Consider the following 24,358-nt stretch of genomic DNA (forward strand, 5'->3'; position numbering starts at 1 on the left):
GTGCGTGACGACGAGTGCTGCCGAACACAGCACCGGCACACGTCGTCCACCCAGTCGCCGCCTGCGACACCGAGTGCGCGGAACTCGAAGCGGGCGTCCACCGCCGACCACGAGTCCACCAGGTCTCGGGTCAGCGCAGTGCCACCGGCGGCGCCGAGAACCACCACCGTCGGATCGGCGTGGGCAGTGTCTCGCTCGCGTTCGGCGAACCGGCTGATCGAGCCTGCATAGGTGGTCTTCTCGGCGAAGGGACGCAGCCAGGTCGGGTCGTAGACCTCGCGGGACCACGGCGCGACGATGTGCGTCGCTGCCCGATAGGCGAGGTTGTGGATCGGATCGTCCCGCTCCCCCGGTATCGCCATCACGACCACGCGAACACCCATGAGCCGCAGGAACATCGCGACCTCCACCGATACGTCGACCACCACTGCCCGCGGCCGCTCGCACGCCACCCAGTCCGCGATGATCGCCATCCGCTCGGTCAGACCGTCCACGTCGTGAGGAGCCCAGTGCAGTACTCCGCCTGCCGAACTATCTTGTGCCACAGCGTCCGTAGAGTCGTCCACATCGAGTGGCAACGAGAGCCATTCGGCCGCCGCATGCCCCGGAGGTCGAGTTCTCGAGGACAGCACGGTCATCGGTTCCGACATCGACCGTGCGATGGCGTCGGATCGCGTGATGTGACCGACCCCGTGGTGGTGCGCGTAATAGCCGATCATGCGATCGCGAGTCGATCGTCGACGGAGTCGGCAGCCGCGGCCAGTGTCGAGTGGTACAGCGCCTCGTACTCGTCCACCATCCGGTCCATCGAGCACACCATCTCTGCCCGCGCCCGGACGTCGGACCTCCTCAGTGCTGCCGCCGCGGGTATCGCTGCGGCGAGTCCGTGTACGTCGTCGGACGCCACCAGCACTCCCGACAAGCCATCGACGATCTCCGGTATGCCGCCCCTTGCGAACGCGGCGACGGGAGTGCCACAGGCCAATGCTTCGGCCACCACCAAGCCGTACGGCTCGGACCAGACCGGCGAGACCAGCGCGACCTCGGCACCCGCCACCAACGCCGCCAGGGCGGGCTGATCGAGGTGTCCGACGTAGCGGATGTTCTCGTCGAGCATCGGTTCGACGAACTCGTGGAAGTACTCGAGATTGCTCAGCGGTCCGGCGATGCGCAACGAGCGGCCTGCTTCCTTCGCCGCCGCAATGGCCAGGTGCAGCCCCTTCTCCGGAACCACCCGACCCGACCACACCACGTAGTCACCACCGGCGCCGAACGGCCACTCCTCCAACGAGATTCCGTTGCGAATGACGACGGTTCCGGCGGTGACATCGGCCCACTGCGAGGCGGCGAACTCGCTGACCGCGGCAAATGTGTTGGCACCGGAAGGGGCCAGCGCAACTGCGGACTCGAGCCACGCGAACGGCGGTGTGTGCAGAGTCGTCACCATCGGTACCGACAACGTCGCCGACATCGCCAGCGGCAGGTAGTGCAGGCTGTGGTTGTGCACGATGTCGAAGGACCGAGACAGCGTCCCGGCAAGTTCCAGCATGACTGCCAGGTACGCGTGATGCTCACGGATCGCGGTGGGAGTGATCGAAACGTCGGCGACGGAGATCGGCGTCAGATCCAGCGTTCGGACCGGCAACAGTGTTGCGTCGAGGTCGACGCTCGATCCGTCGGCGGCGAACAGACTCACCTGATGTCCACGCTCGGCGAGCGCGCGCACCAGGTTGTAGACGTGTGCCTCCAGACCGCCTGCGAATGGCTGTGCCACCGGAAAACTCGACGACGCCAGCACCGCGATGCGAAGTGGGCTCTCGTTCAACGCATCTCCTCTGTCACTGCTGAATAGATCGCGGCATGAGTTGCGGCGATTCGTTGTCGTTGCTCCGCTCGAAAGCCGGAATCGACCGCCGGCGTTCGATCGGCGTGCGATGCCCGCACGGCAGCAACGAGGGTGTCGGGATCGAACGAATCGATTCCCATTCGAAAACTGTGCACCGAGGCCTGATCTGCGTGGAAGCCGCAGTCGGACGCGACAACGGAGGTACCGAGATCGCGGCAGGCCTCGAGCCAGCCCGAGTGTGTTCCGAATCGATACGGCAGCACCGAGACATCGATCGAGGACAGGTAGTCCCACAGCGCGTCGTCGTCGAAGCGTTCGTGCACGCGCACGTCCACATCGGGAAAACTCGTGTAGTCCAGCAACTTTGCACCGACCGTCGGGCTGTACCAATGGCTGGAGGACTCGAACACGTCCTCGTCGATGTCCAACCGGACGGTGGCGTCGGGTAGCGACCGAGCGGCCTCGACCACAGCATCCATCACAGCCAACGGGTCCATGTTGGACCGCAGGTTCTTGGCGTGGACGCCGATGACGAACGAGTCCGACGCCGGGCGCGGCAGTGCCATCCGCTCGAGCGGCACGACGTGCGGATGGTCCACCACAGTTGCCTCGACGCCCCACCGCTCGTGAATCCAGGCAGCGGCTCCCGCGGTGAGGGTGATGACGGCGTCGGCTGCGCGAACCAGAACGTCCAGCTGTCCCAGGTGATCGGCGTTGTCCGCGAAATGGGGATTGTGCAGGTCGTGGACCGTCAGAACCAACGGCTGCCGGTGGGCGCGCAGATGGTCGACGGTCCGGGTGAGCTCCTCCGGAGCGAAGGACTCGAACCCGAAATGCACGTGCAGAACATCGAAGTGCACGTCGGTCTGCTCGGCGAGCCACTGAGCATCGAGCAGTCGTGGGGGCCACCACTGGCCGGGTACGTCGACTCGGACCGGGGCCGGATCGGGCAGCACGACCACCGACCGGTCACCGGACGACACGGCGTCACCGACGACGGGCTGCAGGTGCCGGACATAGGCGTGCGAGGACGGAACCGATGCAACGCGAATCATGAATTCCTTCGGGTACGGGCAGGTGGATCGTGCCTGGTCCCGACACGCGATACGTGGCCTGTACCCAGTTGCAACGGGATTCAATCGGGGTTGGCGAAGCCCGTCCACCGGGTCTACGTTGACGAGAGAATGGTCCAACACGAACGAGCACAAGACGTCGGGGCAAGCATGGACGGTCGCACCCGCCACTACGGCGATTTCTACGAACTGGTGGACAATTCGGGTCGCCGCGCCGAGGACGACAGACCGCTTCTGCTCGTCTGGGGAAATTGCCAGGCCGAGGCGCTGCGCATCCTCCTCGCTTCCGATCCGGCCATGCCGCTGCGCACGGTGCGCATCCCTCCTGTGCACGAGTTGGAATCCTCGGACCTGCCCCACGTCGACCGCCTCGTTCGTCAGGCGTCGGTGCTGCTCACTCAGCCGATTCGAGCCGGCTATCGGGCACTGCCGCTGGGGGTGCCCGACCTCGCCGAAGCGCTCGCACCCGACGCCACCGTCGTTCGGTGGCCGGTCCTCAGATACGCGGGGCTGCACCCCTTCCAGGTCATCGTTCGACACCCGAGCGACCCCGCTGCGGTCCCGAACATGGTGCCGTACCACGACTTACGGACGATCCTTGCCGCCCGTCGCGGCCTCGGCGGCGACGAGAACTGGGATCTACCGGTCTCGGACGACGCTCTGCGGCAGGCAGCCGAGGCGAGCCTCGACGAGTTGCGCCGACGCGAACGCCGGGACACCGACATCGTTGCCTCCGACCTGTTTCGAGATGCAGGGAGCAACGCCACCCACACGATCAACCATGCGACCAATGTGGTGCTCGGTGCTCTCGCCCAGCGGATACTCGATCACTTGGAGACCGGTAGCACGGTGCGGGATCCGGGACGCGAGTTGCTCGGAGGTGTTCGCGCGCCCGTCGAGGGACGAGTGCTGAATGCTCTTGGCCTGCACGGTGATTCGCGGCCGAATTGGTCGGTGGACGGCGATCCCCTGTCACCGGATTCCGTTCACCGCGCTCACCTGCAGTGGTACGCAGATCATCCCGAATTCGTCGGTGCGGCACTGGAACGTCACGCCGAGCTGATCCGAACCCTGGAGCCGGCACCGTGACCGGGCCGGTACATCATCTGGTGATGGGGCCGAACGAGCACGGTGTCGTCCGCTGTGCGCGCGAACTGGCCTCCGTAACAGCGAGTCCGGTGATCTCCGATCTCGAGCATCTTCCCCTCGACACTGCGATCCACGTGCACTTCACCGACCGGTTGTTCGGCCGCACTGCCCAGGAGGCAGCGGATGCGTTCGTCGCCTTCACTCAGCGGCACCGCGCACCGATCACCCTCACGGTGCACGATGTGCCGCAGGCATCCGACGGCCACGCATTCGAGGCGCGCAAGGACTGCTACCGACGGGTGATCGGTTGCACGGCGACGGTGGTGGTCTCCAGCATGCACGAGCGGCTGCTGCTCGAGGACGTCCTGGACCGTCGGTACGACGTTCGGGTGATCCCTCTTCCGATCGGACGTGCGGCGGCGCGGACCGCAGACCCCGTCGCCCCGCGGAGAGTCGTCGGTGTACTCGGGTTCGTCTATCCGGGTAAGGGGCACGAGGAGGTGCTCTGTGCCATGACGAAACTGGACGCCGACGTCGACGTTCTCTCGATCGGGTCCGCGTCACCGGGCCACGAATCCATGATCGGCGAACTCGGTTCTGCTGCAGAGCAACTCGGTCGATCGTTCGCGTCGACCGGTTTCGTTCCCGATGCCGAGCTGGACGAGATCCTGAGGTCGGTCGCGATTCCCGTCGCATTCCACCGACACGTATCGGCATCGGGTTCGATCAATTCCTGGATCGCGGCGGGCCGTCGACCACTCGTCCCGCGCGGTCGGTACGTGGAGGAGATGGAGGCCAACTCCCCCGGGGCGCTGTGGATTCACGAGAATTCGATCGAGGGCCTCGCCGCTGCGATGGCGGAGGCTCTACGCCGACCCGAGGGGACATGGCAGCAGCACGACGTGGTCACCTACCCCACGCTCGAGCAGGCGGCCGCGCTGTACCGCGCACTGTTCGACGAACAGCGCGCGAAAGCGGCGCACGAGCTACCCGACGGCCGATGGGTGGTACCGGGCAATCGGTGGGATCTCGCCGAGGCTGTCGACCGGGATCCGCGAGTGTCCGTGGTGATCCCGTACTTTCGCCAGCAGCGTCAGCTGGAGTTCGTACTCACCGCGCTGACACTGCAGAGCTACCCGGCGGCCCTGCTCCAGGTGATCGTGGCAGACGACGGCTCGCCCGACGCACCGGACGTCGATGCCTTTCGGTCCGCTCTCGACATCACCGTCGTTCGACAGGAGGATCTCGGCTTTCGCGCGGCGGCTGCACGCAATCTCGGCGCATCCGCAACCGACGGGGAGATTCTGTGCTTTCTGGACGCGGACACCGTCCCAGAGCCCGAGTACATCGCAGAATCGGTACGGCTGACCGGAGCAGTTCCCGATGCCCTCACCGTGGGTCGGCGACGCCACGCCGATCTGACGGGCTGGTCCGCCGAGGACGTTGCCGGGTGGTTCGGCGGCGGATCGTCCGCGCCGCCGGAGTTGTCGGAGCCGGGGTGGCTTCGGGACGGGTATGTCCGCTCGCGCGATCTGCTCGACGCCGATCGGCGTTCGTACCGGTACATCATCAGCGCCGTCATGTCGTGCAGCCGTCAGGTGTTCTCCGAGATCGGTGGATTCGACGAGACCTTCGTCGGATACGGCGGAGAGGACTGGGATTTCGCGCATCGCGCCTACGACGCCGGCGCCGTCCTGGCGCACCTGCCCCGTGCGGTCGCCTGGCACGACGGACCCGAATGGGCCGAGCGGACGGGCGGGGATCGCGAACGCAAGAATCTCGAAGCCCTGATGCTGTCCGCGCGTATCACCGACCCCGCGGCCCGCACTCACGGCCTCGTCTACGCGGTGCCCGAGATCGTCGTGGTCGTCGATTCCACCGGACACAGCTCGGCATCGCTGCTCGCCACGGTCGGATCCGTTCTGCGCGAGCGAGATTGCGCAGTGTGGATAGTCGGTCCGGACGCGGTGTCGTTGCGAGAGCAGTGGGGCGACGTCGACCCACGCATTCATCTGGGTCGGCCCGACAACAACGGCCGCAGCCACATAGTCGTGCACGTGCGCGGACTCGTACTGTTCGGTGAGCACGCTCTGCGTCGAATGCTGGCAACCGGTGCCGATCGCATGACCGTTGACGTCGGCGCAGCGGTGTCGTCGAGTGTCGCAGTTCTCGTTCGAGTGCGCGTGCGGCGCGGTGGGCCGATGCGCTCGGTCGTGATCCGCTCGACGTTGCCGAGGATCTCTTCGGGCACATGCACCGCACTGCCGTCGAATTCGGGATCTCGACCGGTGAACATCAACCGAATCTGTCCTGGTGACGGGGAATACGACGCGGCGGCCACTGATGGAACAATGGATGTCCGCGCTCGTCGGGGACGACGTAACAGCAAGGTCGGGTGAATTGTGAACAGAACGCTGTATTCGATGATCTGGATGATGGCGATCATCGCCTTGATTGCATTGATCTGGGGCACAGTCGGTTACGTGTACGCCGACGAACATCCGTTGCGCCGTGCGGCATTCGTGGGCGGCGGAGTGTTGATCTCGGGATGGCTGATCGTGTTCGCTGCCGTGGGTATCAAGATCTCGCGTCTGAAAGCGCGCCGGAGAGCGAGCAACTCCGACGACGACTGACGACTCGGCCGGGGTGCGGATTGAGAACGCGATGGGCGGGTACTCCGCTTCGAAGTCTCGACGCGCGATCGCCGGTCACCTGCTCGTCGAGTTCCTCTCAGTCAGTGCCGAGCAAGGGTTCTCGATGGTCAATCAGCGCAGTACGTCGAAGCAGCACGGTATGTCGGTACAACCGGCGACTCGTGAGGAGTATCTGTCGACGTGGTCGACGCTGCACAACGGCATCGATCCTTCCTCGTCTGCGTTGGTCTCGGGTTGGCTTCGCGTCGTGTATTCGCTGAGCGCGCCGCTGGTTCGCGCGTCCGTCTCCGCCCACACCGTCACCCTCACCGCCGTGGTCGTGGCAGGGGCGGCGGTGGCGCTGTCGCGACCCGGCACCTCGGCACCGTTGATCGCAGCCCTGCTGATCGTGATCTCCGGCCTGCTCGACGGTATCGACGGCGGTGTCGCGATGATCGGCCGGTCCCAATCCCAGTGGGGGTACCTGCTCGATACCGTCGCCGATCGCTGCAGCGACCTGCTGCTGCTGGCGAGCGGTCTCGCTCTGGGAGCCCCGATGCCGCTCGTCGTCGCGGTCGGGGTGGTGACGTTGCTGCACGAGATGGCACGTGCTCGCGCGGTGGGTTCCGGCATCGAGGATGTCGGCTTCTTGACGGTATGGGAACGTCCTTCGCGGGTGATCGCTGCTGCGGTCACGGCGACGGTTGCCGGTGCCGCTCCGGCTGCTGCCGGAACATCGGCGACCATCGGAATGTCGGTGACGTGCGCGCTCGCGGTCGTCGGGTTCAGCCAGTTGATGTTCGGGTTGCATCGTCGGGCCGATCGAAATCGGCCGTGACCAGCCAGCCGGCGAGGGCCAGCACATGGAACACGAACATCCACAACATGATTGCGACCCCGCCGCCGATCGCGGTGAGGCCTCCGAACGGCGCACCCAGGTCCACCGGTATCGCCAGGAACAAGATGAATCCGTGTACGAATCCGGTGACGATGGACGAGGTGACGAGTGATCCGACGATCAACGCCCGCCAGCCCACCGCACGTGGCGCAATCACGCGATAGGTCCAAGCCAGGGGGACCGACAGGATCACCCACAGGCAGTTGAAGCCGAGGAATACACGCAGCGCCATGGCACCGACTCCGCCGCCCCCGGTCGATGCGTCGAGCAACCGAGCAACGCAGAGGACCCCAGCCAGCAAGACCGGTGCGGCGGCGAAGAACGGCACCATCGCCAACCGACCCCGCCAACCGGTGAACGATTCTCTGGTCGGAGCGAAGCGCACGATCGCCCGGCGCAGACCCTCCCCGTAGAAGGTTGCGGGGAAGATGGCGATCAGGACACCGATCGGGCCGAGTTCGACTCCGGCCGTGGCCAATCCATCCACTGCCGCGCGAGCACCGAGGGCGTCGGGCAGCAACGCCGACATGGCGTCGAATCCGCCGCGCACCCAGTCCGCCGACACCAACAGAGTGCAGGCGCGGATGGTCAGGAGCAGCAGCGGCACCACAGCGATGACGGCATAGAAGGTCAGGCCGCCCGCGATCAGGGTGGTGTCCTCGCGGGCGAACCCGGCTTTGATCGCGCCGACTGCCCGCGTTGCCCTGGTACGCATCGAGGTCATCTCGCGCGGGCACAGGGGGACACGCCGACCGTCACCGCGTCACTCAAGGGTGATGTCCACTCCGTCGATGACCTTGAGAAACGGGCAGATCGAGGTTGCCTGCGCCAACACTGCTTCGGCGTCATCGGTACCGGGAAGGGATACCGCAAGGGCGAACCTCGCGTCAAAGCCGGATGCGTCCGAGTCGGTGAGTACGACGGTGCCCTTCACAGCTAGTTCGTCGACGCTACCTCCGACGGTTCCGAGCGCGATGCGCAGAGATTCGACCAAGCAGCTCGACAATGCGGCGGCCATCAGCTGTTCCGGGTTGGTGTGCTCCCCCGGACCTCCGAGTTGCTTCGGTTCGCGTACACCGAGGGACAGAACCCCGTCGTCGGAGGTGACTCCCGTCGCGGTGGCAGAGACAGTTGCGGTGTACAGCTCGGTGTTCATCGATGTCGGATGTCCAGTCGGCAGCCGATCGAAACCGCCGGGGCTCGTGCGGCCGAGACGAAACCGAAAGGTACGTGTCGATCTTCACACATCGGACACATCAGTTTGACCGAACCTACCGACGGGTAACGCTGTTGCCAGGGCCGAGCATCACGCTGTGACCCACAGGCATCGGCCAGAGAAAATCGACCACCCGACCGAAAGGGGAGCACCATGAGCACATCCACGTTGATCGCACAGTTACGCATCGCACTGCAGCTGACGAACACCGAGATCCAGATCGCGGAAACTCGCGTCGTTCAGGCGCGCACCGAGGCGGTACGCAGGGAGTTGACTCAGAACGCCGCGAACGGCCGCGAGCGCGCGGCAGCCATCGAAGAAGCACTTCGCGGACTCGGCGGACTGCCCGACCTCGTCGCACCGTTTCTGGGGCGCACACTCGCTGCCGTCAAGACGGTCGCGGAGCAGGCACAGCCGTTCGACGAGGCCCTGCTGGGCGATCTCGCACTCGAGCAGCAGCTGGTGGGCCGCGCCAAGTACATCAAGGCACTGGCCACGGCAGCGAACGAGCCCACCGTCGTCGCACTGGCGACCCGGCTGGCCACGGCGCACAGCGCAACGGTGGAATGGCTCGAGACGGTGCTCGCGGAAGACGCCCTCGGCGGACCCGCAGCGCTGCGTCGTACTCCGTTCCAGGCAGCAGCAGGCACCGCGGTCAAGATCGTCAACGCTCCGGCGAACTGGTCGGCTCGCAATCTCGACCGTGCACTGGACGCAGCTCGCGCCACTCCGGACCGCCTCGCCGCACTTCTGGGCCGCGGCGCTCACGCCGGTGACGTGGCAGTCAAGACGCTGACGGCAAGCCGCGATGCAGCACTCGAGGCAGCCGAGGACGTCACCCGTAGCGAGGGAGTCGACACCGTCGCCGACGCGATCCACACCGCACGATCGGCCGGCGGAACCCTCGACGCCGACGAGCTGCCGATCGCCGACTACGACGACCTGAACGTCTCGGACGCCGTCGCCGCCATCAAGGACCTCACGAACCCGACCGACGTTCGCACCGTCGTGACGTACGAAGAGGCACACAAGAACCGCCACGGAGTCGTGTCCGCAGGACAGACACGCGTGGCAGCAATCGCCAAGGATGTCATCTCCATCGACTGATGTAGCTTGATCGACCCTTCTGCGAATACCGATGCGGCCCGTGAACTTCCGGGCCGCATCGCTGTATTCGAAGCACATCGCTAGGGCTTCAGTAGCACCTTGATGGCACCGTCCTGCTCTTCTGGAAGATCTCGTATGCATGCGGAGCCTCCTCGATCGACAGCTCGTGGGTGGCGAACGAATCGACGCCGAGAGGATCGTCGTCGCCGAGCAACGGCATGATGTCGTCGACCCACTTCTTGATGTTCGCCTGCCCCATGCGGAGCTGAATCTGCTTGTCGAACATGGTCATCAGCGGCAGCGGATCGGCCATCCCGCCGTACACCCCGATGATCGAGATGGTTCCGCCGCGGCGGACGATGTCGATTGCCGAGTACAGGGCGCCGAGTCGATCGACACCGGCCTTCTGCATCATCGGCGCGGCTACCGCGTCCGGGAGCATACCGACAATCTGCTGTGCGAGTTTGCCGACCGGAGATCCGTGCGCCTCCATGCCCACCGCATCGATGACCGAGTCCGTGCCCCTACCGTCGGTCATCTCGCGGATGACGTCGCCGACGCCACCGCTGTGCTCGGCCAGGTTCACCGTCTCGATTCCCCGTGCCGCTGCGCGGGCCAGTCGCTCGGGAACGAGGTCGACGGCGATCACTCGCGCGCCCTTGTGCTGTGCGATGCGCGCTGCCATGTCTCCGATGGGCCCGAGGCCGAGAACGGTCACCGATCCCCCGTCTGGAATTGCCGCGTATTCGACCGACTGCCATGCGGTGGGCAACACATCGGAGAGGTACACGAATCGCGAATCCGGCGGGCCCTCCGGCACTTTGATGTGCGTGAACTGTGCCTGCGGGACGCGGAGGTACTCGGCCTGACCGCCGGGGACTTGACCGTAGAGCTTGGAGAAGCCGAACAGTGCTGCGCCCGTTCCCTGTTCGCGAACCTGGGTGGTCTCGCACTGGGTGTAAAGGCTCGAATTGCACATGTAGCAGTGCCCGCAGGAGATCTGGAACGGAATGACCACTCGGTCTCCGACTGCCAGATCCCCTGTCTGCGAACCGACTTCGTCGACGATGCCCATCGGCTCGTGGCCGAGGATGTCACCTTCGTCCATGAAGGCACCGAGTGTTTCGTACAGATGCAGGTCCGAACCGCAGATGTTGGTGGTCGTGATCTTCACGATCGCGTCCGTCGGCAGTTCTATCCGCGGATCGGGAACGGTGTCCACGCTGACTCGCCTCTTGCCTTGCCAGGTCACTGCGCGCATGTGGTCCTTCCGATGGAACGACTCCGAGTTCGATGTCGTGCACTGCGCATCGCCTGTTGTGACTGGTCACAAACACACGAGCCTTCAGTGGTTGGTACCGCCCGGCTACGGGTAGTCACCACGTATGACCGCGTTGTTCTCAGTCGACCCGTCCACCGCTCGCTCTCCCGCACTGCCCACCCCCTGCGGGCCGATCTCCGACGCCATCACGCGGTCCCTGACCGCGGGTGAGCCGAACGGAGCTGCGATCGTGCCGACGGCGGCCGAGGGCGATCCCACGTCACGAGACGTGCAACTGTCGCTCCTGATCTGCTACGAACTGCACTACCGCGGGTTCGAAGGTGTCTCCGACGCCTGGGAGTGGGACCCTGAGCTCCTCCGGCTACGAGCGGCGCTCGAGTCCGCGTTTCTGACGTACGTACGCGAGAACGTGGAACCCGGCACCGACGCGGTGGCCGAGATGGACGCGCTGTCCGTCGAGGCGACCTCGGGAACCGGTCCGTCGTGGTTCCTGCGCGACGAGGGGTCATGGGAGCAGATGTGCGAGTACTTCGTGCACCGCTCCGTCTATCACCTCAAGGAAGCCGATCCGCACGCCTGGGCCATCCCCCGGTTGACGGGTCAGACCAAAGCTTCTTATGTGGCAGTCGAATTCGATGAGTACGGCGGCGGCAAGGGCGATCGCCTGCACCAGCATCTGTGGGCCGAATCGATGGTGGCCGCGAATCTCGATGCGTCGTACCTCGGCTACGTCGATCGCGTCCCGGCGCAGACCTTGGCCTGGGTCAATCTCATGTCGTTGTTCGGTTTGCACCGAGGACTGCGCGGTGCCACCGTTGGCCACCTGGCGGCAACCGAGATCACCTCGTCGCCCGGCTCCCAGCGCTACGTGCAGGGACTGCAAAGACTCGATGCCCCTGCTGCATGCATTGCGTTCTACGCCGAGCACGTCGAGGCCGACGCCGTACACGAGCAGGTGCTGCGTCACGATGTGGTCGGCACTCTTCTTCGCCACGAGCCCGAACTCGAGGCAGATGTGGTGTTCGGAATGCGTGCACTGGATTTCGTCGAGAACGAACTCGCCGATCACGTGATGAAGCGATGGTCTGCCGGTCAGTCCTCGTTGGACTGAGAAGGTCGTTTCTTCGCGCGGTGGCTCGTGTCGCACAGTGGATAGTTCTTGCTACGCCGACACGTGCACACCGCGACGACGAAGCGATCCGATTCCACTCGCGTACCGTCGTCGAGTTCGATGTTCACCGGTCCGTCGATCAGCATCGGTCCGCCGCGCACGATTCTCACCGTTGTGCGCGCACCTGCCGAGTCATCGCTTGTCGCCACGAACAACCACCAACTCCTCGGTTCGACGCCCCGGAGCCAGTACTCCACGAGCTTCGAGCCACTCTGCGCGACGGTGCATCACGGGCCCGAAATCGATGATGTGCCTGCTGACCTCCATCACCGACAATCCACTGTCGGCGAGCATGCCCACGGTGCGTCGCGGCCCGGAGAACTCCGAGTGGACGACGAGCAACACCCCGCCGGGAACCAACAAGGAGGCAGCGGCTCGACAGAGTGGATCGAGCACCATCCGGCCGTCCTCGCCTGCGTCCCAGGCACGGTGCAGCCCCATTCCGGTCGGCATCACCTCGGACGGAACGTACGGAGGATTGCAGAGCACCACGTCGAACGATTCGAGTTCGGCCGCCTCGGCCAAGGAGCCGACTCTGACGTCCACCTCGACCCCTACCGAGCGCGCGTTGCGCTGGGCGCAGTCCACTGCGCGGGGCGCGATGTCGAACGCCACCACCTCACGCGCGCCCAACAGTGCAGCGGTGATGGCAACGGCACCACTTCCGGTGCACATGTCCAGTACTCGCGCGCCGGGAACGATGCCCGTCGTGGCGGCGATGTCGCACAGCAGAAGCGAATCCTCCTGCGGTTCGTACACTCCGGGATCGGCGTGCACGGAGGTCAGGGTTCGAATGTAATCGGATTCGGCTGTCGTCATCGGCGTGCCTCCCACGGTATAGCGATCGTTCTCGTATTCCCGTCGGACCCGCAGTCAAACCCGTTGCCGTTTCGAGGCTTACGAACACCCCACCCCGGGTAGTCCATCCAAGCGTGGTTGAGGAGTAGCCCGCAGTCCCCGTATGTCGACTGTCGACTCCCCGTGCGCCGGGCGAGGAGTTCGGCTGCTCAGGAGTGTGTTCATGATCGTCGTACCGTCCATTTCGTCCCCGCTCGTGGAAGTGATTCCGTCACTGATCGACTCGCAGAGCCTCGTCACCGAGATGACACTGTCGGTCGACGAGAGCGCAGGTGCCGACATCGTCGTACGGGTGATCGGCACGATCGGGGACTCGGACGTCCCTGTTCTGGCCGAAACCCTCGGTGAGGCCGCCGAGCGAGGGCGAGCGTTGATCCTCGACCTGTCGTCGGTGGCAGGCGTCGCCGCAGGTGTCCACTCCGTGCTCGACGCCACCGCAATCCGACTGGGACGGTGGAATCAGCAACTTGCCGTTGTGCTTTCACCGGCTCTGCAGCAGTCCGGCATCGATCTCGTACCGGAGCGAGTCGAGGTGCGTCGATCGACGACCGAGTCCGTGATCGCGCCGACAGCAGACACCCGGTGATCCGTTCGGTGATGGCGAGGGCACCCGTCGATGCGCGAAAGGTGTTGCAAGTGACCAACCCGAACACGACCTACGACGTGCTCGTCGTCGGCGGAGGCAACGCAGGCATCAGCGCCGCAGCGCGACTGTTGAAGAAGGGCATCTCCGACGTCGCGGTCGTCGAGCCCAAGCAGGTGCACACCTATCGGCCGCTGCTGTCGTACGTGGGCTCCGGTCAGGCGTCGCTGACCAGGCCGAGCGTACGCAGCGTTCGGTCATTCCGACCGGATGCGTCTGGCTCGAAGACTCGGCGACAGCGATCGACCCGGTGAATCGTCTGGTGCGATGTGCGTCGGGCGCGGAATACGGATACCGCGATCTGGTGCTCGGTCAAGGCCTCGTCGTCGACACCGACGCGCTACCCGGGGTGTGGGCTGCGCTCCGATCCCCCACTGTCACCAGCAGTTACCTCGACCGAGCCGAACGGACCTGGCAACTGGTACGCGATCTACCCGCCCACAGCAGTGCGGTATTCACCGTGCCGCGCCCACCGGTCGGCTGCACCGGCACCACACTCGAGCCGTTGTTCCTCGCCGCAGACCACTGGACCCGCACCGGCCGCATGCCGGGAATCGACATCACGCTGGTGGTGGATCGACATCGACTGTTGGGTGTGCCGGAGCTCGACGCCATCGTCGTCGGGCGACTACGCGAGCTCGGCGTGCGAATCCTCGCCCGCACCGCGGTGACGGCACTGCACCCGGAGAGCGGACACATCACCGTCACTGACCACGACGGCGTCGACGAGCGCATCGGCTACGACATGCTGCACCTCGTACCGCCGTTCCGGGGTCCGACGTGGCTGGAGGAATCGCACCTGACCGGGTCTGCGCCGCCGGTGACGGCGCAGCCATCGACACCGACTCCTCGGGTGGCGCACTGCGCAAGCAGATTTCGATTCTCGTCGACAATCTGATCGCAGCGCGCAGCGGGCAACCGTTGTCGGAGTACGACGCTACACCGTCGCCCCCATCGCGGTCGGCGCACACAGCTTGATCGCCGCCGAGTTCGACCGCACCGGAACCCTGACGCCATCGTTGCCGTCGTTCGTCGATCCACTGAAACCGAGGCGCTCCGCCTGGGCGTTCGACCGATACGGCCTACCGCTGTCCTACTGGAACATGATTCTCGCCGGCCGACTCTGAGCCGTCGGGCGGATCCATGAACCCGTCGGGGTCGTGGGCGATCACCCGGTGACCGTCGTCCTCCAGGGCGCGAAATGCATCGAGCAGGAGCCGTCGAGCCGCGCCGTCGATTTCACGTACCTCACTGAAATCGACCTTTGTGCATATGTTTTCGCCGAAACCGTCGACCAAGCGAGCAATGACCGCCTCGGCACCCGCGAACCTGAGATCGCCCTGCAGCTCCACGGTGGTCACACCATCCGCCTCGGTCACGCTTCGGATCGCCGATTCACCGCTCGGCGCGACATGCATCATGTGCAGACCCAGATCGCGCGACAATCTCTCGAACACCGCCACCCCACGCACACTGTTGCCGTGCTCGTTCAGCCTCGGCGACAACACGGCGATCCCCACCTGACCCGGCAATACACCGATGATCGCCCCGGCCACTCCGCTCTTGGCGGGCATACCCACGGTCGCCAGCCAGCTGCCACTGCCGTCGTACATTCCACAGGTCGCCATGACCGCCAGTACGTGGCGATCGATCGCCGGGTCGAGTACCTGTTCGCCCGTCTGGGGATCTTTACCGCCGTTCGCCATCACCGCGGCGATCCGGGCCAGGTCGTTACAGGTCACGGTCACCGCACACTGCCGTGCGTAACCGTCGACGACATCGGCCGGCTCGGCTCCGAGGTGGCCGACCGACTTCAGTAGGTGTGCGATCGCGGTGTTTCGGTCGTCGGATTCGAGTTCGGCCTCGTACACCTGACGGTCGACGGAGAGTTCGCGTCCGGCCATTCTGCTCAGAAGGTCCGTCATTCGCCCCGCCCGCTCTTCGCTCCCGTGGCCTCGAATCATCGAATGCACCGCCAGCGCACCGGCATTGATCAACGGGTTCCGTGGCCTTCCGGTCTCCGCTGCCAGGGATATCTCGTTGAACGAGTCGCCCGACGGTTCGACGTCGACGGCCTCGAGCACCGCTTCGATGCCGTTGTCCTCGATAGCGAGCGCATACGCGAGCGCTTTGGCTATCGATTGGATCGAGAATTCGGTGTCGGTATCGCCCGCTCCGTGCAGCGACCCCCCGACGGTGGCCAGGGCGACTGCGAACGTGTCGGGATCCGCCGAGGCCACTACCGGGTTGCCCTCTGTCACGGTCCCGCCGTCGAACGCTCGACAGTCCTCCAAAACGGACGCGAGGTATTCGGGAACAGGCGATCTCATGTGTCCACGCTAGCCCTCGACGAGCAGGTCTTGACATTACGACCGTACAGCCGCTTACACTCCTGGTTCCTCAACCGTTGTAGGGCCCCCTCCCTCAAAGATCGGATTCCTGACGTGCGATTGCGACGCCTGATCGCTGCCGACTCGACAGATCGTCTGGCCGTGTACGTACCCGAGTCGGGGGCGTGGGTCGATCTCGACGCCGCCGTGTCGACGCTGGGTGCCGAAGAGGCCCTAAGCCCGCTCACCCGCACCGTGCTCGGGTTTCTCGATGCCGGTGAACGTGCGCGCGACGCGGCGTCAGCCGTGGTGCAGCGTGCGGTGTCCGAGGGAGTCGCGCTGATCGATCGACCGACACCGACGCTGCCGGTGGTCCCGGCGTCGCTTCGCTGCTTCCTCGGCTGGGAGGCACACTGGATCTGGCTGCGCACAACCTGGTTCGCCGCAACCTTCCGAAAGCCGTCCCCTTCATCCGCGGTTTCGAAACCGTCACTCGATCGACGTTTCCTGCGCTCCGTCCTGGGCCGGGATTCGACGACCATCCGGTCTACTACACCGGCAATCACCTCACCGTCGTCGCCGACGAAGCGCCGGTCGAGTGGCCGTCCTACAGCCGGGTACTGGATTTCGAGCTCGAGTTCGGAGCCGTGGTGACCAGGCCCGTCCGCGACGTATCCGAGCGAGAGGCCACAGCTGCGATCGGCGGGTACGTGGTGTTCGACGACATCAGTGCCCGCGACACCCAATGGGAGGAGCAGCGCCGCACCCCGTTCGGCCCGGTGGTCAAGACCAAGACCTTCGCCAGCTCCATGGGAGCCGACATCGTCACCGCCGACGAGGTGGCACCGCATCTGGACTCGTTGACAGCCACCGTCACGGTCAACGACGAAGTGTGGTCGACGACCGGCACCGCAGGCATGCGATACTCGGTCGGCGAATCTCTCGCGTACGCCTGTCGCGGCGAAAACGTCTACCCCGGTGAGCTGTTGACCTCCGGCACGCTGCCACGCGGATGCGGCCTGGAACTCGACCGCTGGATCGCCCCGGGCGATCGCGTCGAACTGAGCATCGAACGAATCGGTTCGGTCACCAATACGATCGGGACCCGCTGACGATTCAGCGCTCGATGTCGGACTTGTCGGTGGAGGCATCCTGGAACATCTCCAGGAACGACCCGAACCCGGATGCTCCCTTGCGTGATTCGTCCATGTTGTGATCGACGGCTCCTGCCGCCCCCTCGTCGTGTGTCATGTCTTGTAGCTTGCCGCTCCCAAATTGCAGCGAGTCAGGGACCGAGGACACGAATTGGCAACGAAGGGTAACGGACCGATAACGACGAACTCGAAGCTATGGATGGATCGAGCACGGTTTCCATCCATAACTTCGAGTTCGGTAGAAAAAATCAGGCCAGCTCGAACCGATCGAGCATCATGACCTTGTCCCAGGCCGCGACGAAGTCCGCAACGAACTTATCCTTGGCGTCGTCGCAGGCGTAAACCTCAGCGAGAGCGCGCAATTCGGAGTTCGATCCGAACACCAGGTCGTTGCGGGTTCCGGTCCACTTCGTCTCACCGGTCGCCGCATCCTTGGCCTCGTAGATGCCGTCCTCCGCAGCCGGGACCCACTCGGTGCCCATGTCGAGGAGGTTGACGAAGAAGTCGTTGGTGAGCGTTCCGACCTTGTCCGTCAGGACGCCGTGCGACGAGTTTCCGAAGTTGGCTCCGAGCACACGCAGTCCGCCGACGAGCACGGTCATCTCGGGTGCGCTGAGCGACAACAGGTTCGCCCGATCGACGAGGGAGTACTCCGCCGGAAGCTTCTGGCCCTTGCCGAGGAAGTTACGGAAGCCGTCGGCCTTCGGCTCGAGATCGGAGAACGAGTCGACGTCCGTCTGCTCCTGCGTCGCGTCCATGCGGCCCGGAGTGAACGGCACGCTGACACCGGCTGCCTGCTCGAGTGCGGCAACGCCACCGAGAACGACGAGGTCGGCGAACGAGACCGTTCCGGAGAACGACTGCTGGATTCCCTCGAGCACACGAATGACCTGTGCGAGCTCGTCGGGCTCGTTGACCTCCCAGCCTGCCTGCGGCTGCAGGCGCAGACGGCCACCGTTGGCACCGCCGCGCTTGTCGCTGACCCGGAAAGACGACGCCGCGGCCCAGGCAGCCGAAATCAGCTGCTCCTGAGTCAGTTCGGAGTCGAGGATCGTCTTCTTGAGCTCGGCGATCTGCGCCTCACCGATCAGCTCGTGATCGACGGCCGGGATCGGGTCCTGCCAGAGCAAGGTCTCGGACGGGACCTCGGGTCCGAGGTAGCGCGAGACGGGTCCCATGTCGCGGTGGGTGAGCTTGAACCAGGCCTTCTGGAACTCTTCTGCGAGCTCCTCGGGATGGTCGAGCCAGCGACGGGTGATCTGCTCGTAGATCGGATCGACACGCATCGCGATGTCGGAGGTCAGCATCGACGGGTGGCGACGCTTGGTGGGATCGACGGGGTCGGGAACGAGATCTGCGCCCTCGCCGTTCTTCGGGCGCCACTGGTGCGCACCTGCGGGGCTCTTGTAGAGCTCCCACTCGAATCCGTACAGCGTCTCGAGGAAGCTGTTGTCCCACTGGGTGGGCGTGGGGGTCCAGATGACTTCGAGACCACTGGTGATCGCGTCCGCGCCGACACCGCTCTGGTAGCTGTTCTTCCAGCCGAGGCCCATCTGCTCGATGGGTGCGCCCTCGGGCTCGGCACCGATGTGCACGTCGGGATCCGCTGCACCGTGCGTCTTGCCGAACGTGTGCCCACCGACGGCCAGTGCCGCGGTCTCGATGTCGTTCATGGCCATCCGGCCGAAGGTCTCGCGAATGTCCAGTGCGGACTGCACCGGATCCGGGTTTCCGTTCGGGCCTTCGGGGTTGACGTAGATCAGACCCATCTGCACTGCGGCAAGCGGGTTCTCGAGGCTCGTGCGATCGCCGTCGTAGCGCTCGTCGCCGAGCCAGGTCTGCTCGGGACCCCAGTAGACGTCCTCGTCCGGCTCCCAGGCGTCGACGCGTCCGCCGGCGAAGCCGTAGGTGGGCAGGCCCATCGATTCGATGGCGACGTTGCCGGTGAGCACGATGAGGTCGGCCCAGGAGAGCTTGCGGCCGTACTTCTGCTTGACCGGCCAGATCAGACGACGAGCCTTGTCCAGGCTGGCGTTGTCCGGCCAGCTGTTCAGGGGTGCGAAGCGCTGCATGCCCGCTCCGGCACCGCCGCGTCCGTCCTGCTTGCGGTACGTGCCTGCGGCGTGCCACGCCATGCGGATGAAGAAGGGGCCGTAATGACCGAAGTCGGCTGGCCACCAGGGCTGCGAATTGGTCATGAGCGCTTCGATGTCGCGCTTGACCTCGGCGAGGTCGAGGGAGTTGAACTCGGCTGCATAGTCGTAATCGGCACCCATCGGGTCGCCGACGGCCGGGTTCTTCTTGAGAATCTTGAGGTTCAGAGCCTTGGGCCACCACTCGCGGTTGCTACCACCCTCGACGGGCATCGGCATCGAGTCGTGCATGACGGGACACTTGCCACCCGATTCCTGTGGCTGATCCTCGTTCATCTCTTTTTCGCGTGTTGTGTGATCTTCTGACACGTGCTTCCTTCCAAGGTGTGACGATCGGGCTGTGATCGAGGTCGGTTCACGAACTCTGCTGTGTTCGGGAACCGGGAGGGAACGAAACAGGATCTGTCGACTGCCCTCGAGCAGTCGAACACTGTGCGCAGAAGCCCCAGTAGATGACTTCCGCCTCGTCGATCGTGAAACCGACGGAGTCCGATGCGGTGAGACACGGCGTTTCGCCGACCGCGCAGTCCACGTCTGCGATGACGCCGCAGGAGCGGCACACCGCGTGGTGGTGGTTGTCGCCGACACGAGATTCGTACCGGGCAGGAGATCCTGCCGGTTCGATTCGCCGCACCAGGCGCGCCGCGGTCAACGCATTGAGCACGTCGTACACGGTTTGCCGCGACACCTCGGGCAGCACCGATCGCACGAGTCCGAGGATCGTGTCGGTGTCTGCATGAGGATTGGATCCGACGACCTCGAGCACCGCGACCCTGGGACGGGTCACGCGCATGTCGGCGGTGCGTAACAGCTCCGCGTACGGTGAGATCGGCATCACAGTAATACTATCCTCCGCTTTTCTGGACAAAGTCAAGTATGCAGACGAATTCGCCGGATGTCGACCTCGCCGTCGCACAACAGCGTCGTCACGGAGCAATCGCGACTCCCACTGTTCGCTCTCTCGTCGCTCCCCGGTCGGATTCAACCCGGAATCAGGCCAGTGCCAGGAACAGTTTCTCCAGTTCGGCCTCGGTCATCGGCTCCTTCTCGCCCGCGCTCTCGCCCGTCATGCATTCACGCAGACCGGTGGCCACGATCTTGAAGCCGGCCTTGTCCAGCGCTCGGGAGACCGCAGCGAGCTGGGTGACGACATCCTTGCAATCGCGCCCGTTCTCGATCATCCCGATGACGCCGGCCAGCTGACCGTGCGCACGCTTGAGCCGGTTCAATACCAGTGCGATGCTGTCTTCGTCGCCGATCATGTCGATCCCCTCGATGGTTGTGATAGTGAACCCGATGGTACCCCCGGGGGCATCAAGCAGGATCGGATCCGGTCCCGCCCAGTGCCGCGATCGCCGCCTGCAGTTTCGTGGTGGCCTCGGCGGCGACCGCACCCAACTCCGGCTCACCGGTGACCTCGACCATGATGGCCGGGTTCATCGCCTCGACGACGACGGATCCCACTACTGCCGTGTCCTCGCGGACTACCACATTGCACGGCAACAGCAGACCGATCTGCTTCATCACTCCGACGGCGCGATGAGCAAGTCCCGGGTTGCATGCCCCCAGAATCACGTAACGCTCCATGTCCTCGCCGAGTTTGGCTTTCAGGGTGGCCTGCATGTCGATCTCGGTGAGAACCCCGAATCCTTGCTCCGACAACGCCTTTCTCGTGCTGTCGATCGCAGTGTCGAAATCTGTGTCGGTCAGTGTGGTGGACAATGCGATGTTCATGATGACTCCTGAAAAATCGTCGTGTGGTTGAGATGTCAGTGCGAAAAGCGGATGGAGGGCAGCACCGCGCGCAGCCACGCCGGCGACCACCAGGCACCGTGCCCGGTCAACCGCAACAGGACGGGAAGCAGCACGAGTCGAACGAGGAACGCGTCGAGCAGTACAGCGACACCGAGGATGATGCCCATCTCCTTGGGTGGCAGCGGATCGGAGAGTGCGAACGTGAAGAACACTGCCACCATCACCGCTGCGGCAGCAAAGATGACCCGCCCGGAGTGGGCCAACCCGTCGACCTGAGCAACCTTGGAGTCACCCGAGCGTTCGTAGTGTTCCTTGGCGGTGGCCAGCAGGAACACCGTGTAGTCCATGGCGATGGCGAAGATCATCGCGAAGAAGAACACCGGGCCCCAGCCGTCGAGGAATCCTTGCGGGGTGAAACCGAGCAGTGACGCCCCATGGCCGTCCTGGAAGATCAACTTGGCGACTCCGAAGGCCGCCGCCGTGGACAGCAGGCTCACCAGAGTGCCGAGCAGCGCGATCAGCGGGGCCTGCAGCGCCACCAGAAGCAGCACGAACCCGAGGACCAGGATGATCCCGACGACGATCGGCAGGTAGTCGTTCAGGGCCTGCTGGAGGTCCAGGTTCTCCGCGGGCGCTCCGCCGACGAGTGCCGAATCGGGCAGCGTGGATCGCAGATCGGCGAGAACGGTACTCATCGATTCGTCGGACGGATCCACCGACGGAATTGCCTGCAGCAGAGCAAATCCCGAACCGTCAGCGGCACTCTGCGGCGGAGTCACCATCGAGATCCCGTCGACCCCGGCAGCCGCGGTCGCGGTCTCGACAGCTGCCGCGTCGGGCACCACGATCTGAAGTGCTCCCGGTGCGCCCGGCCCGAACTGGGCCTGCACGAGCTCGTACCCCTGGCGCACCGGTGCATCCTCGGGCACCACCGCGATCGACGGCATCGCCACCTTCAAGCCGAGTACCGGAAGCGCCAGGGCGATCAGAATTCCCACGGAGACGACGGCGAACGGCCACGGGTGCTTGTGCAACAACTCGCCCCAGGCCGCGAACTTCGGGGATCGATGCTCCTGCCGTTTGGCGTACGGCAGCGAGGCGGCATTGACCTTGGGTCCGAGTGCACCCAACGCCGCGGGCAACAGTGTCATCGTCGCCAACAAGACGAAGGCGACGGCCAGCATGATCCCGACCGCCATCGTGCGCACCGCAGGCGCGGGGACGAGCAGCACGGCGGACAGACTCACCAGCACCGTCAGCCCGGACAACACGACGGCTTTGCCTGCGGTGTCCATGGTTTCGGCCACTGCGGCCCGAGGGTCGGCGTTGCGCAACGCGTCGCGGAATCGAGCGACGATGAACAGCGCGTAGTCGATTCCGAGCGCGAGGGCGAACATCATCGCGAAGTTCATGGCCCACACCGAGATCGGCGTGACACCGTTGAGGAGAACGAGACCACCAGCGGATGCGACGAGTCCGGCGACGGTGAGCAGCAGCGGCAATCCCGCGGCGACGAGCGATCCGAACGCAAGCACCATGATCGCCAATGTGACTGGCCACGAAAATAATTCGGCCTGGATCATCGCATCGTGGTTCGCCTTGTTGAAGTCCGACCACAGGGCCGACGAACCGGTGGGATACACCTCGATTCCGTCGGTCGAGAGCGCGGTCAACCGCTCCTTCACATCGTCGACGGCTTTGACCATCTCGTCGGTGGTGCCGTTCGCCCCGGCGATGACGATGCCGGTGCGGCCGTCCGGGCTGATCGTCATACCCGGTTGCGGCGCAACGACGTCCCCGAATCTGGTGTCGCCGGTGAATACATCGGAGACGTCGGCAATCACATCCTGAACAGCGGGATCGGTGATGGGTGCCGAGTCGGAGTGGACGACCACCTGCACCGCCGCGGAGGAATTACCGCCGAAGTGCTGCTGGGCCAACTCTCGAACCTGTACGGATTCGGATCCGTTCGCCTGCCATCCCGCTCCGGCCAGCGACGAGAACACCGAAGGTGCAAACGAACCGAGGCCCACGAGCACGATGAGCCACACACCGAACACCCACCGTCGGTGGGTCACCATCGAGCCGCCCGCGCGGCCGAGCAAGCCCGGCTCGGCCACAGGCCGATCATCCGGTGGACGAAGATCTTCGGCATCGCGCAGCGACATTGTGCTCCTATACGGGCGGGGGTATCGAACGGGGCAGACGAAACCCCGGAACGATCGAACGTTCCCACCTTCGCACATACCCAAGAGGGTATGCAAGTACCCCTGGGGGTATCAACCCAGGGGTACTTGTTCTTCAGAGTCGAGGGACCGGTGTTGTCACCCTCCGGTCAACGCCGACCGTTCCACTGTTTCTCGATGCCGCGCAACACCTCGAGCGTCCGAGCAGAATCGGCATCGACTGCCATCCTCGACCGAGCGCGCTCGAGCGCACGCTCGGCCCGAGTGACCGCACGGTGCCCCGAGTCGGTGGCCTCGACCATGTACTGCTGCCGATTTCGCGGATTGACGCTCCGCACCAGCAGCCCCGCCTCGACGAGACTGGCCGTCGTGGCGGTGATACTCGTCCGGTGCCGCACCAACTCCCGCGACAGCGCACTGTAGGACATCGGCCCTCGCCTGGACACCAGTTCCAGTACCTCGTACCTCGCCCAGCTCAGCCCCTGCGCGTCCAGTGCCTCCGCCAGACGAACCCGTGCGGCCGACGCCATGCGCAGCACCGTGGACACGATTTCGAGCTCGGTGGAATGCACCGGAGAGGTACCACCGTCGAACGATTCAGCGAGGGCAGTCATCGGACACTCCCCTACTTGATCTCTGCGAGGACGGTGCCTTGGGTGATGGCGTCGCCTGCGGTGACGGTCAGGCCGGTGATGGTGCCTGCTTTGTGGGCGTTGACGGGGTTTTCCATTTTCATTGCTTCGAGGACGGCGATGAGGTCACCGGATTCGACGGTTTGGCCTTCGGTGACGGCGACTTTGACCACGGTGCCCTGCATCGGTGCGGTGACCGAATCGCCGGATGCCGCTCCTGCTCCGGCACCGCCGCGGGTGCGGGCTTTGGGTTTACGCCGCACCGCTCCCGCAGGACCGCCGTTGACGCCGAGGGACAGTTCCCCCGGGCAGGGACACCTCGACACGTCGGA

Annotated in this window: 25 protein-coding genes and 2 pseudogenes; 10 read left to right on the forward strand and 17 right to left on the reverse strand. The window is 64.9% G+C overall.

The genetic code is table 11. The features are described 5' to 3' along the window. The 3 genes from RHBS_RS08265 to RHBS_RS08275 form a co-directional block, all read right to left on the reverse strand. The coding region (locus RHBS_RS08265) for a hypothetical protein (RefSeq protein ID WP_187298420.1) at positions 1-719 on the reverse strand (719 nt) is incomplete at its 3' end. After that, the gene (locus RHBS_RS08270; protein ID WP_128645328.1) at positions 716-1,825 is read right to left on the reverse strand and encodes a glycosyltransferase; all 1,110 of its coding nucleotides are present in this window, start codon (positions 1,823-1,825) and stop codon (positions 716-718) included. The genes RHBS_RS08265 and RHBS_RS08270, both read right to left, overlap by 4 nt. Beyond that, positions 1,822-2,901 (reverse strand): glycosyltransferase, encoded by a 1,080-nt coding sequence (locus RHBS_RS08275; RefSeq protein WP_128645329.1) that lies wholly within the window; start codon positions 2,899-2,901, stop codon positions 1,822-1,824. Before RHBS_RS08275 ends, RHBS_RS08270 begins: the two co-directional genes overlap by 4 nt. A gap of 168 nt (positions 2,902-3,069) precedes the next feature. Here RHBS_RS08275 and RHBS_RS08280 point away from each other — a divergent pair, with 168 nt between their 5' ends. Genes RHBS_RS08280 through RHBS_RS08295 form a run of 4 tightly spaced genes read left to right on the forward strand, consistent with a single transcriptional unit; the run spans position 3,070 to position 7,479 of the window. Beyond that, positions 3,070-4,008, forward strand: coding sequence for a WcbI family polysaccharide biosynthesis putative acetyltransferase (locus tag RHBS_RS08280; protein WP_237669096.1), 939 nt, complete (start codon positions 3,070-3,072; stop codon positions 4,006-4,008). Next, a complete protein-coding gene (locus RHBS_RS30350) occupies positions 4,005-6,407 on the forward strand; it encodes a glycosyltransferase (protein WP_237669097.1) in 2,403 nt (800 codons plus the stop codon). Before RHBS_RS08280 ends, RHBS_RS30350 begins: the two co-directional genes overlap by 4 nt. 3 nt (positions 6,408-6,410) lie before the next feature. After that, positions 6,411-6,641 carry a hypothetical protein gene (locus RHBS_RS08290; protein WP_237669098.1) on the forward strand — a complete coding sequence of 77 codons (231 nt, stop codon included), beginning with the start codon at positions 6,411-6,413 and terminating at the stop codon, positions 6,639-6,641. A gap of 13 nt (positions 6,642-6,654) precedes the next feature. Next, complete coding sequence (locus tag RHBS_RS08295; protein WP_128645331.1) at positions 6,655-7,479, forward strand: CDP-alcohol phosphatidyltransferase family protein; 825 nt, start codon at positions 6,655-6,657, stop codon at positions 7,477-7,479. On the opposite strand, the gene RHBS_RS08300 is transcribed toward RHBS_RS08295, so the two are convergent. Continuing rightward, positions 7,427-8,254 (reverse strand): YihY/virulence factor BrkB family protein, encoded by an 828-nt coding sequence (locus RHBS_RS08300; RefSeq protein ID WP_187298421.1) that lies wholly within the window; start codon positions 8,252-8,254, stop codon positions 7,427-7,429. The genes RHBS_RS08295 and RHBS_RS08300 overlap by 53 nt on opposite strands. Before the next feature lie 48 nt (positions 8,255-8,302). Beyond that, the gene (locus RHBS_RS08305) at positions 8,303-8,695 is read right to left on the reverse strand and encodes an OsmC family protein (protein ID WP_128645333.1); all 393 of its coding nucleotides are present in this window, start codon (positions 8,693-8,695) and stop codon (positions 8,303-8,305) included. Positions 8,696-8,908: 213 nt separating this feature from the next. Here RHBS_RS08305 and RHBS_RS08310 point away from each other — a divergent pair, with 213 nt between their 5' ends. Beyond that, the gene (locus RHBS_RS08310; RefSeq protein WP_128645334.1) at positions 8,909-9,862 is read left to right on the forward strand and encodes a ferritin-like domain-containing protein; all 954 of its coding nucleotides are present in this window, start codon (positions 8,909-8,911) and stop codon (positions 9,860-9,862) included. A gap of 80 nt (positions 9,863-9,942) precedes the next feature. On the opposite strand, the pseudogene RHBS_RS08315 reads toward RHBS_RS08310, so the two are convergent. Continuing rightward, positions 9,943-11,123: pseudogene (locus RHBS_RS08315) on the reverse strand (zinc-dependent alcohol dehydrogenase). 124 nt (positions 11,124-11,247) lie between these two features. Between RHBS_RS08315 and RHBS_RS08320 the strand changes: the two are divergent. Further along, the gene (locus tag RHBS_RS08320) at positions 11,248-12,255 is read left to right on the forward strand and encodes an iron-containing redox enzyme family protein (protein WP_128645335.1); all 1,008 of its coding nucleotides are present in this window, start codon (positions 11,248-11,250) and stop codon (positions 12,253-12,255) included. Here the strand turns inward: RHBS_RS08320 and RHBS_RS08325 are convergent. Then, positions 12,237-12,401 carry a CDGSH iron-sulfur domain-containing protein gene (locus tag RHBS_RS08325; RefSeq protein ID WP_121872582.1) on the reverse strand — a complete coding sequence of 55 codons (165 nt, stop codon included), beginning with the start codon at positions 12,399-12,401 and terminating at the stop codon, positions 12,237-12,239. The two genes, RHBS_RS08320 and RHBS_RS08325, sit on opposite strands and share 19 nt — an antisense overlap. 46 nt (positions 12,402-12,447) lie before the next feature. Further along, the gene (locus RHBS_RS08330) at positions 12,448-13,134 is read right to left on the reverse strand and encodes a HemK2/MTQ2 family protein methyltransferase (RefSeq protein WP_128645336.1); all 687 of its coding nucleotides are present in this window, start codon (positions 13,132-13,134) and stop codon (positions 12,448-12,450) included. A gap of 202 nt (positions 13,135-13,336) precedes the next feature. Between RHBS_RS08330 and RHBS_RS08335 the strand changes: the two genes are divergently transcribed. Genes RHBS_RS08335 through RHBS_RS31780 form a run of 3 tightly spaced genes read left to right on the forward strand, consistent with a single transcriptional unit; the run spans position 13,337 to position 14,714 of the window. Further along, the gene (locus RHBS_RS08335; RefSeq protein WP_128645337.1) at positions 13,337-13,759 is read left to right on the forward strand and encodes a hypothetical protein; all 423 of its coding nucleotides are present in this window, start codon (positions 13,337-13,339) and stop codon (positions 13,757-13,759) included. Between the two features lie 50 nt (positions 13,760-13,809). Continuing rightward, complete coding sequence (locus tag RHBS_RS31775; protein ID WP_306303523.1) at positions 13,810-14,070, forward strand: FAD-binding protein; 261 nt, start codon at positions 13,810-13,812, stop codon at positions 14,068-14,070. After that, positions 14,067-14,714 carry a hypothetical protein gene (locus RHBS_RS31780; protein ID WP_306303524.1) on the forward strand — a complete coding sequence of 216 codons (648 nt, stop codon included), beginning with the start codon at positions 14,067-14,069 and terminating at the stop codon, positions 14,712-14,714. Before RHBS_RS31775 ends, RHBS_RS31780 begins: the two co-directional genes overlap by 4 nt. Before the next feature lie 184 nt (positions 14,715-14,898). Here RHBS_RS31780 and glsA read toward each other — a convergent pair whose 3' ends face one another. Continuing rightward, on the reverse strand, positions 14,899-16,146 hold the full coding sequence (glsA, locus tag RHBS_RS08345) for a glutaminase A (protein ID WP_128645338.1): 1,248 nt from the start codon (positions 16,144-16,146) through the stop codon (positions 14,899-14,901). A gap of 470 nt (positions 16,147-16,616) precedes the next feature. Between glsA and RHBS_RS08350 the strand changes: the two genes are divergently transcribed. Continuing rightward, positions 16,617-17,258, forward strand: a complete 642-nt coding sequence (locus RHBS_RS08350) for a fumarylacetoacetate hydrolase family protein (protein WP_237669100.1) — start codon at positions 16,617-16,619, stop codon at positions 17,256-17,258. Positions 17,259-17,262: 4 nt separating this feature from the next. On the opposite strand, the gene RHBS_RS31475 is transcribed toward RHBS_RS08350, so the two are convergent. From RHBS_RS31475 to RHBS_RS08385, 8 genes and pseudogenes are all read right to left on the reverse strand, one after another. Further along, positions 17,263-17,397, reverse strand: coding sequence for a hypothetical protein (locus tag RHBS_RS31475; protein ID WP_254923937.1), 135 nt, complete (start codon positions 17,395-17,397; stop codon positions 17,263-17,265). Positions 17,398-17,548: 151 nt separating this feature from the next. Then, positions 17,549-19,729, reverse strand: coding sequence for a catalase/peroxidase HPI (katG, locus tag RHBS_RS08355; protein WP_237669099.1), 2,181 nt, complete (start codon positions 19,727-19,729; stop codon positions 17,549-17,551). Between the two features lie 79 nt (positions 19,730-19,808). Further along, entirely contained in the window at positions 19,809-20,288 is a 480-nt protein-coding gene (locus RHBS_RS08360; protein WP_128645341.1) for a Fur family transcriptional regulator, read from the reverse strand. Between the two features lie 157 nt (positions 20,289-20,445). After that, positions 20,446-20,715, reverse strand: a complete 270-nt coding sequence (locus RHBS_RS08365) for a metal-sensitive transcriptional regulator (RefSeq protein WP_032397635.1) — start codon at positions 20,713-20,715, stop codon at positions 20,446-20,448. Positions 20,716-20,767: 52 nt separating this feature from the next. Further along, positions 20,768-21,187: a DUF302 domain-containing protein gene (locus RHBS_RS08370; protein WP_128645342.1), complete on the reverse strand. Its 420-nt coding sequence runs from the start codon at positions 21,185-21,187 to the stop codon at positions 20,768-20,770. A 35-nt stretch (positions 21,188-21,222) separates the two neighbouring features. Next, positions 21,223-23,376 (reverse strand): MMPL family transporter, encoded by a 2,154-nt coding sequence (locus RHBS_RS08375; RefSeq protein ID WP_128645343.1) that lies wholly within the window; start codon positions 23,374-23,376, stop codon positions 21,223-21,225. Between the two features lie 167 nt (positions 23,377-23,543). Beyond that, the gene (locus RHBS_RS08380; protein WP_121870537.1) at positions 23,544-24,008 is read right to left on the reverse strand and encodes a MarR family transcriptional regulator; all 465 of its coding nucleotides are present in this window, start codon (positions 24,006-24,008) and stop codon (positions 23,544-23,546) included. 11 nt (positions 24,009-24,019) lie between these two features. Next, positions 24,020-24,358: pseudogene (locus RHBS_RS08385) on the reverse strand (acetyl-CoA carboxylase biotin carboxyl carrier protein subunit); the annotation flags it as partial.

Source organism: Rhodococcus sp. BS-15, assembly GCF_000813105.1.
Lineage (GTDB): Bacteria > Actinomycetota > Actinomycetes > Mycobacteriales > Mycobacteriaceae > Rhodococcoides.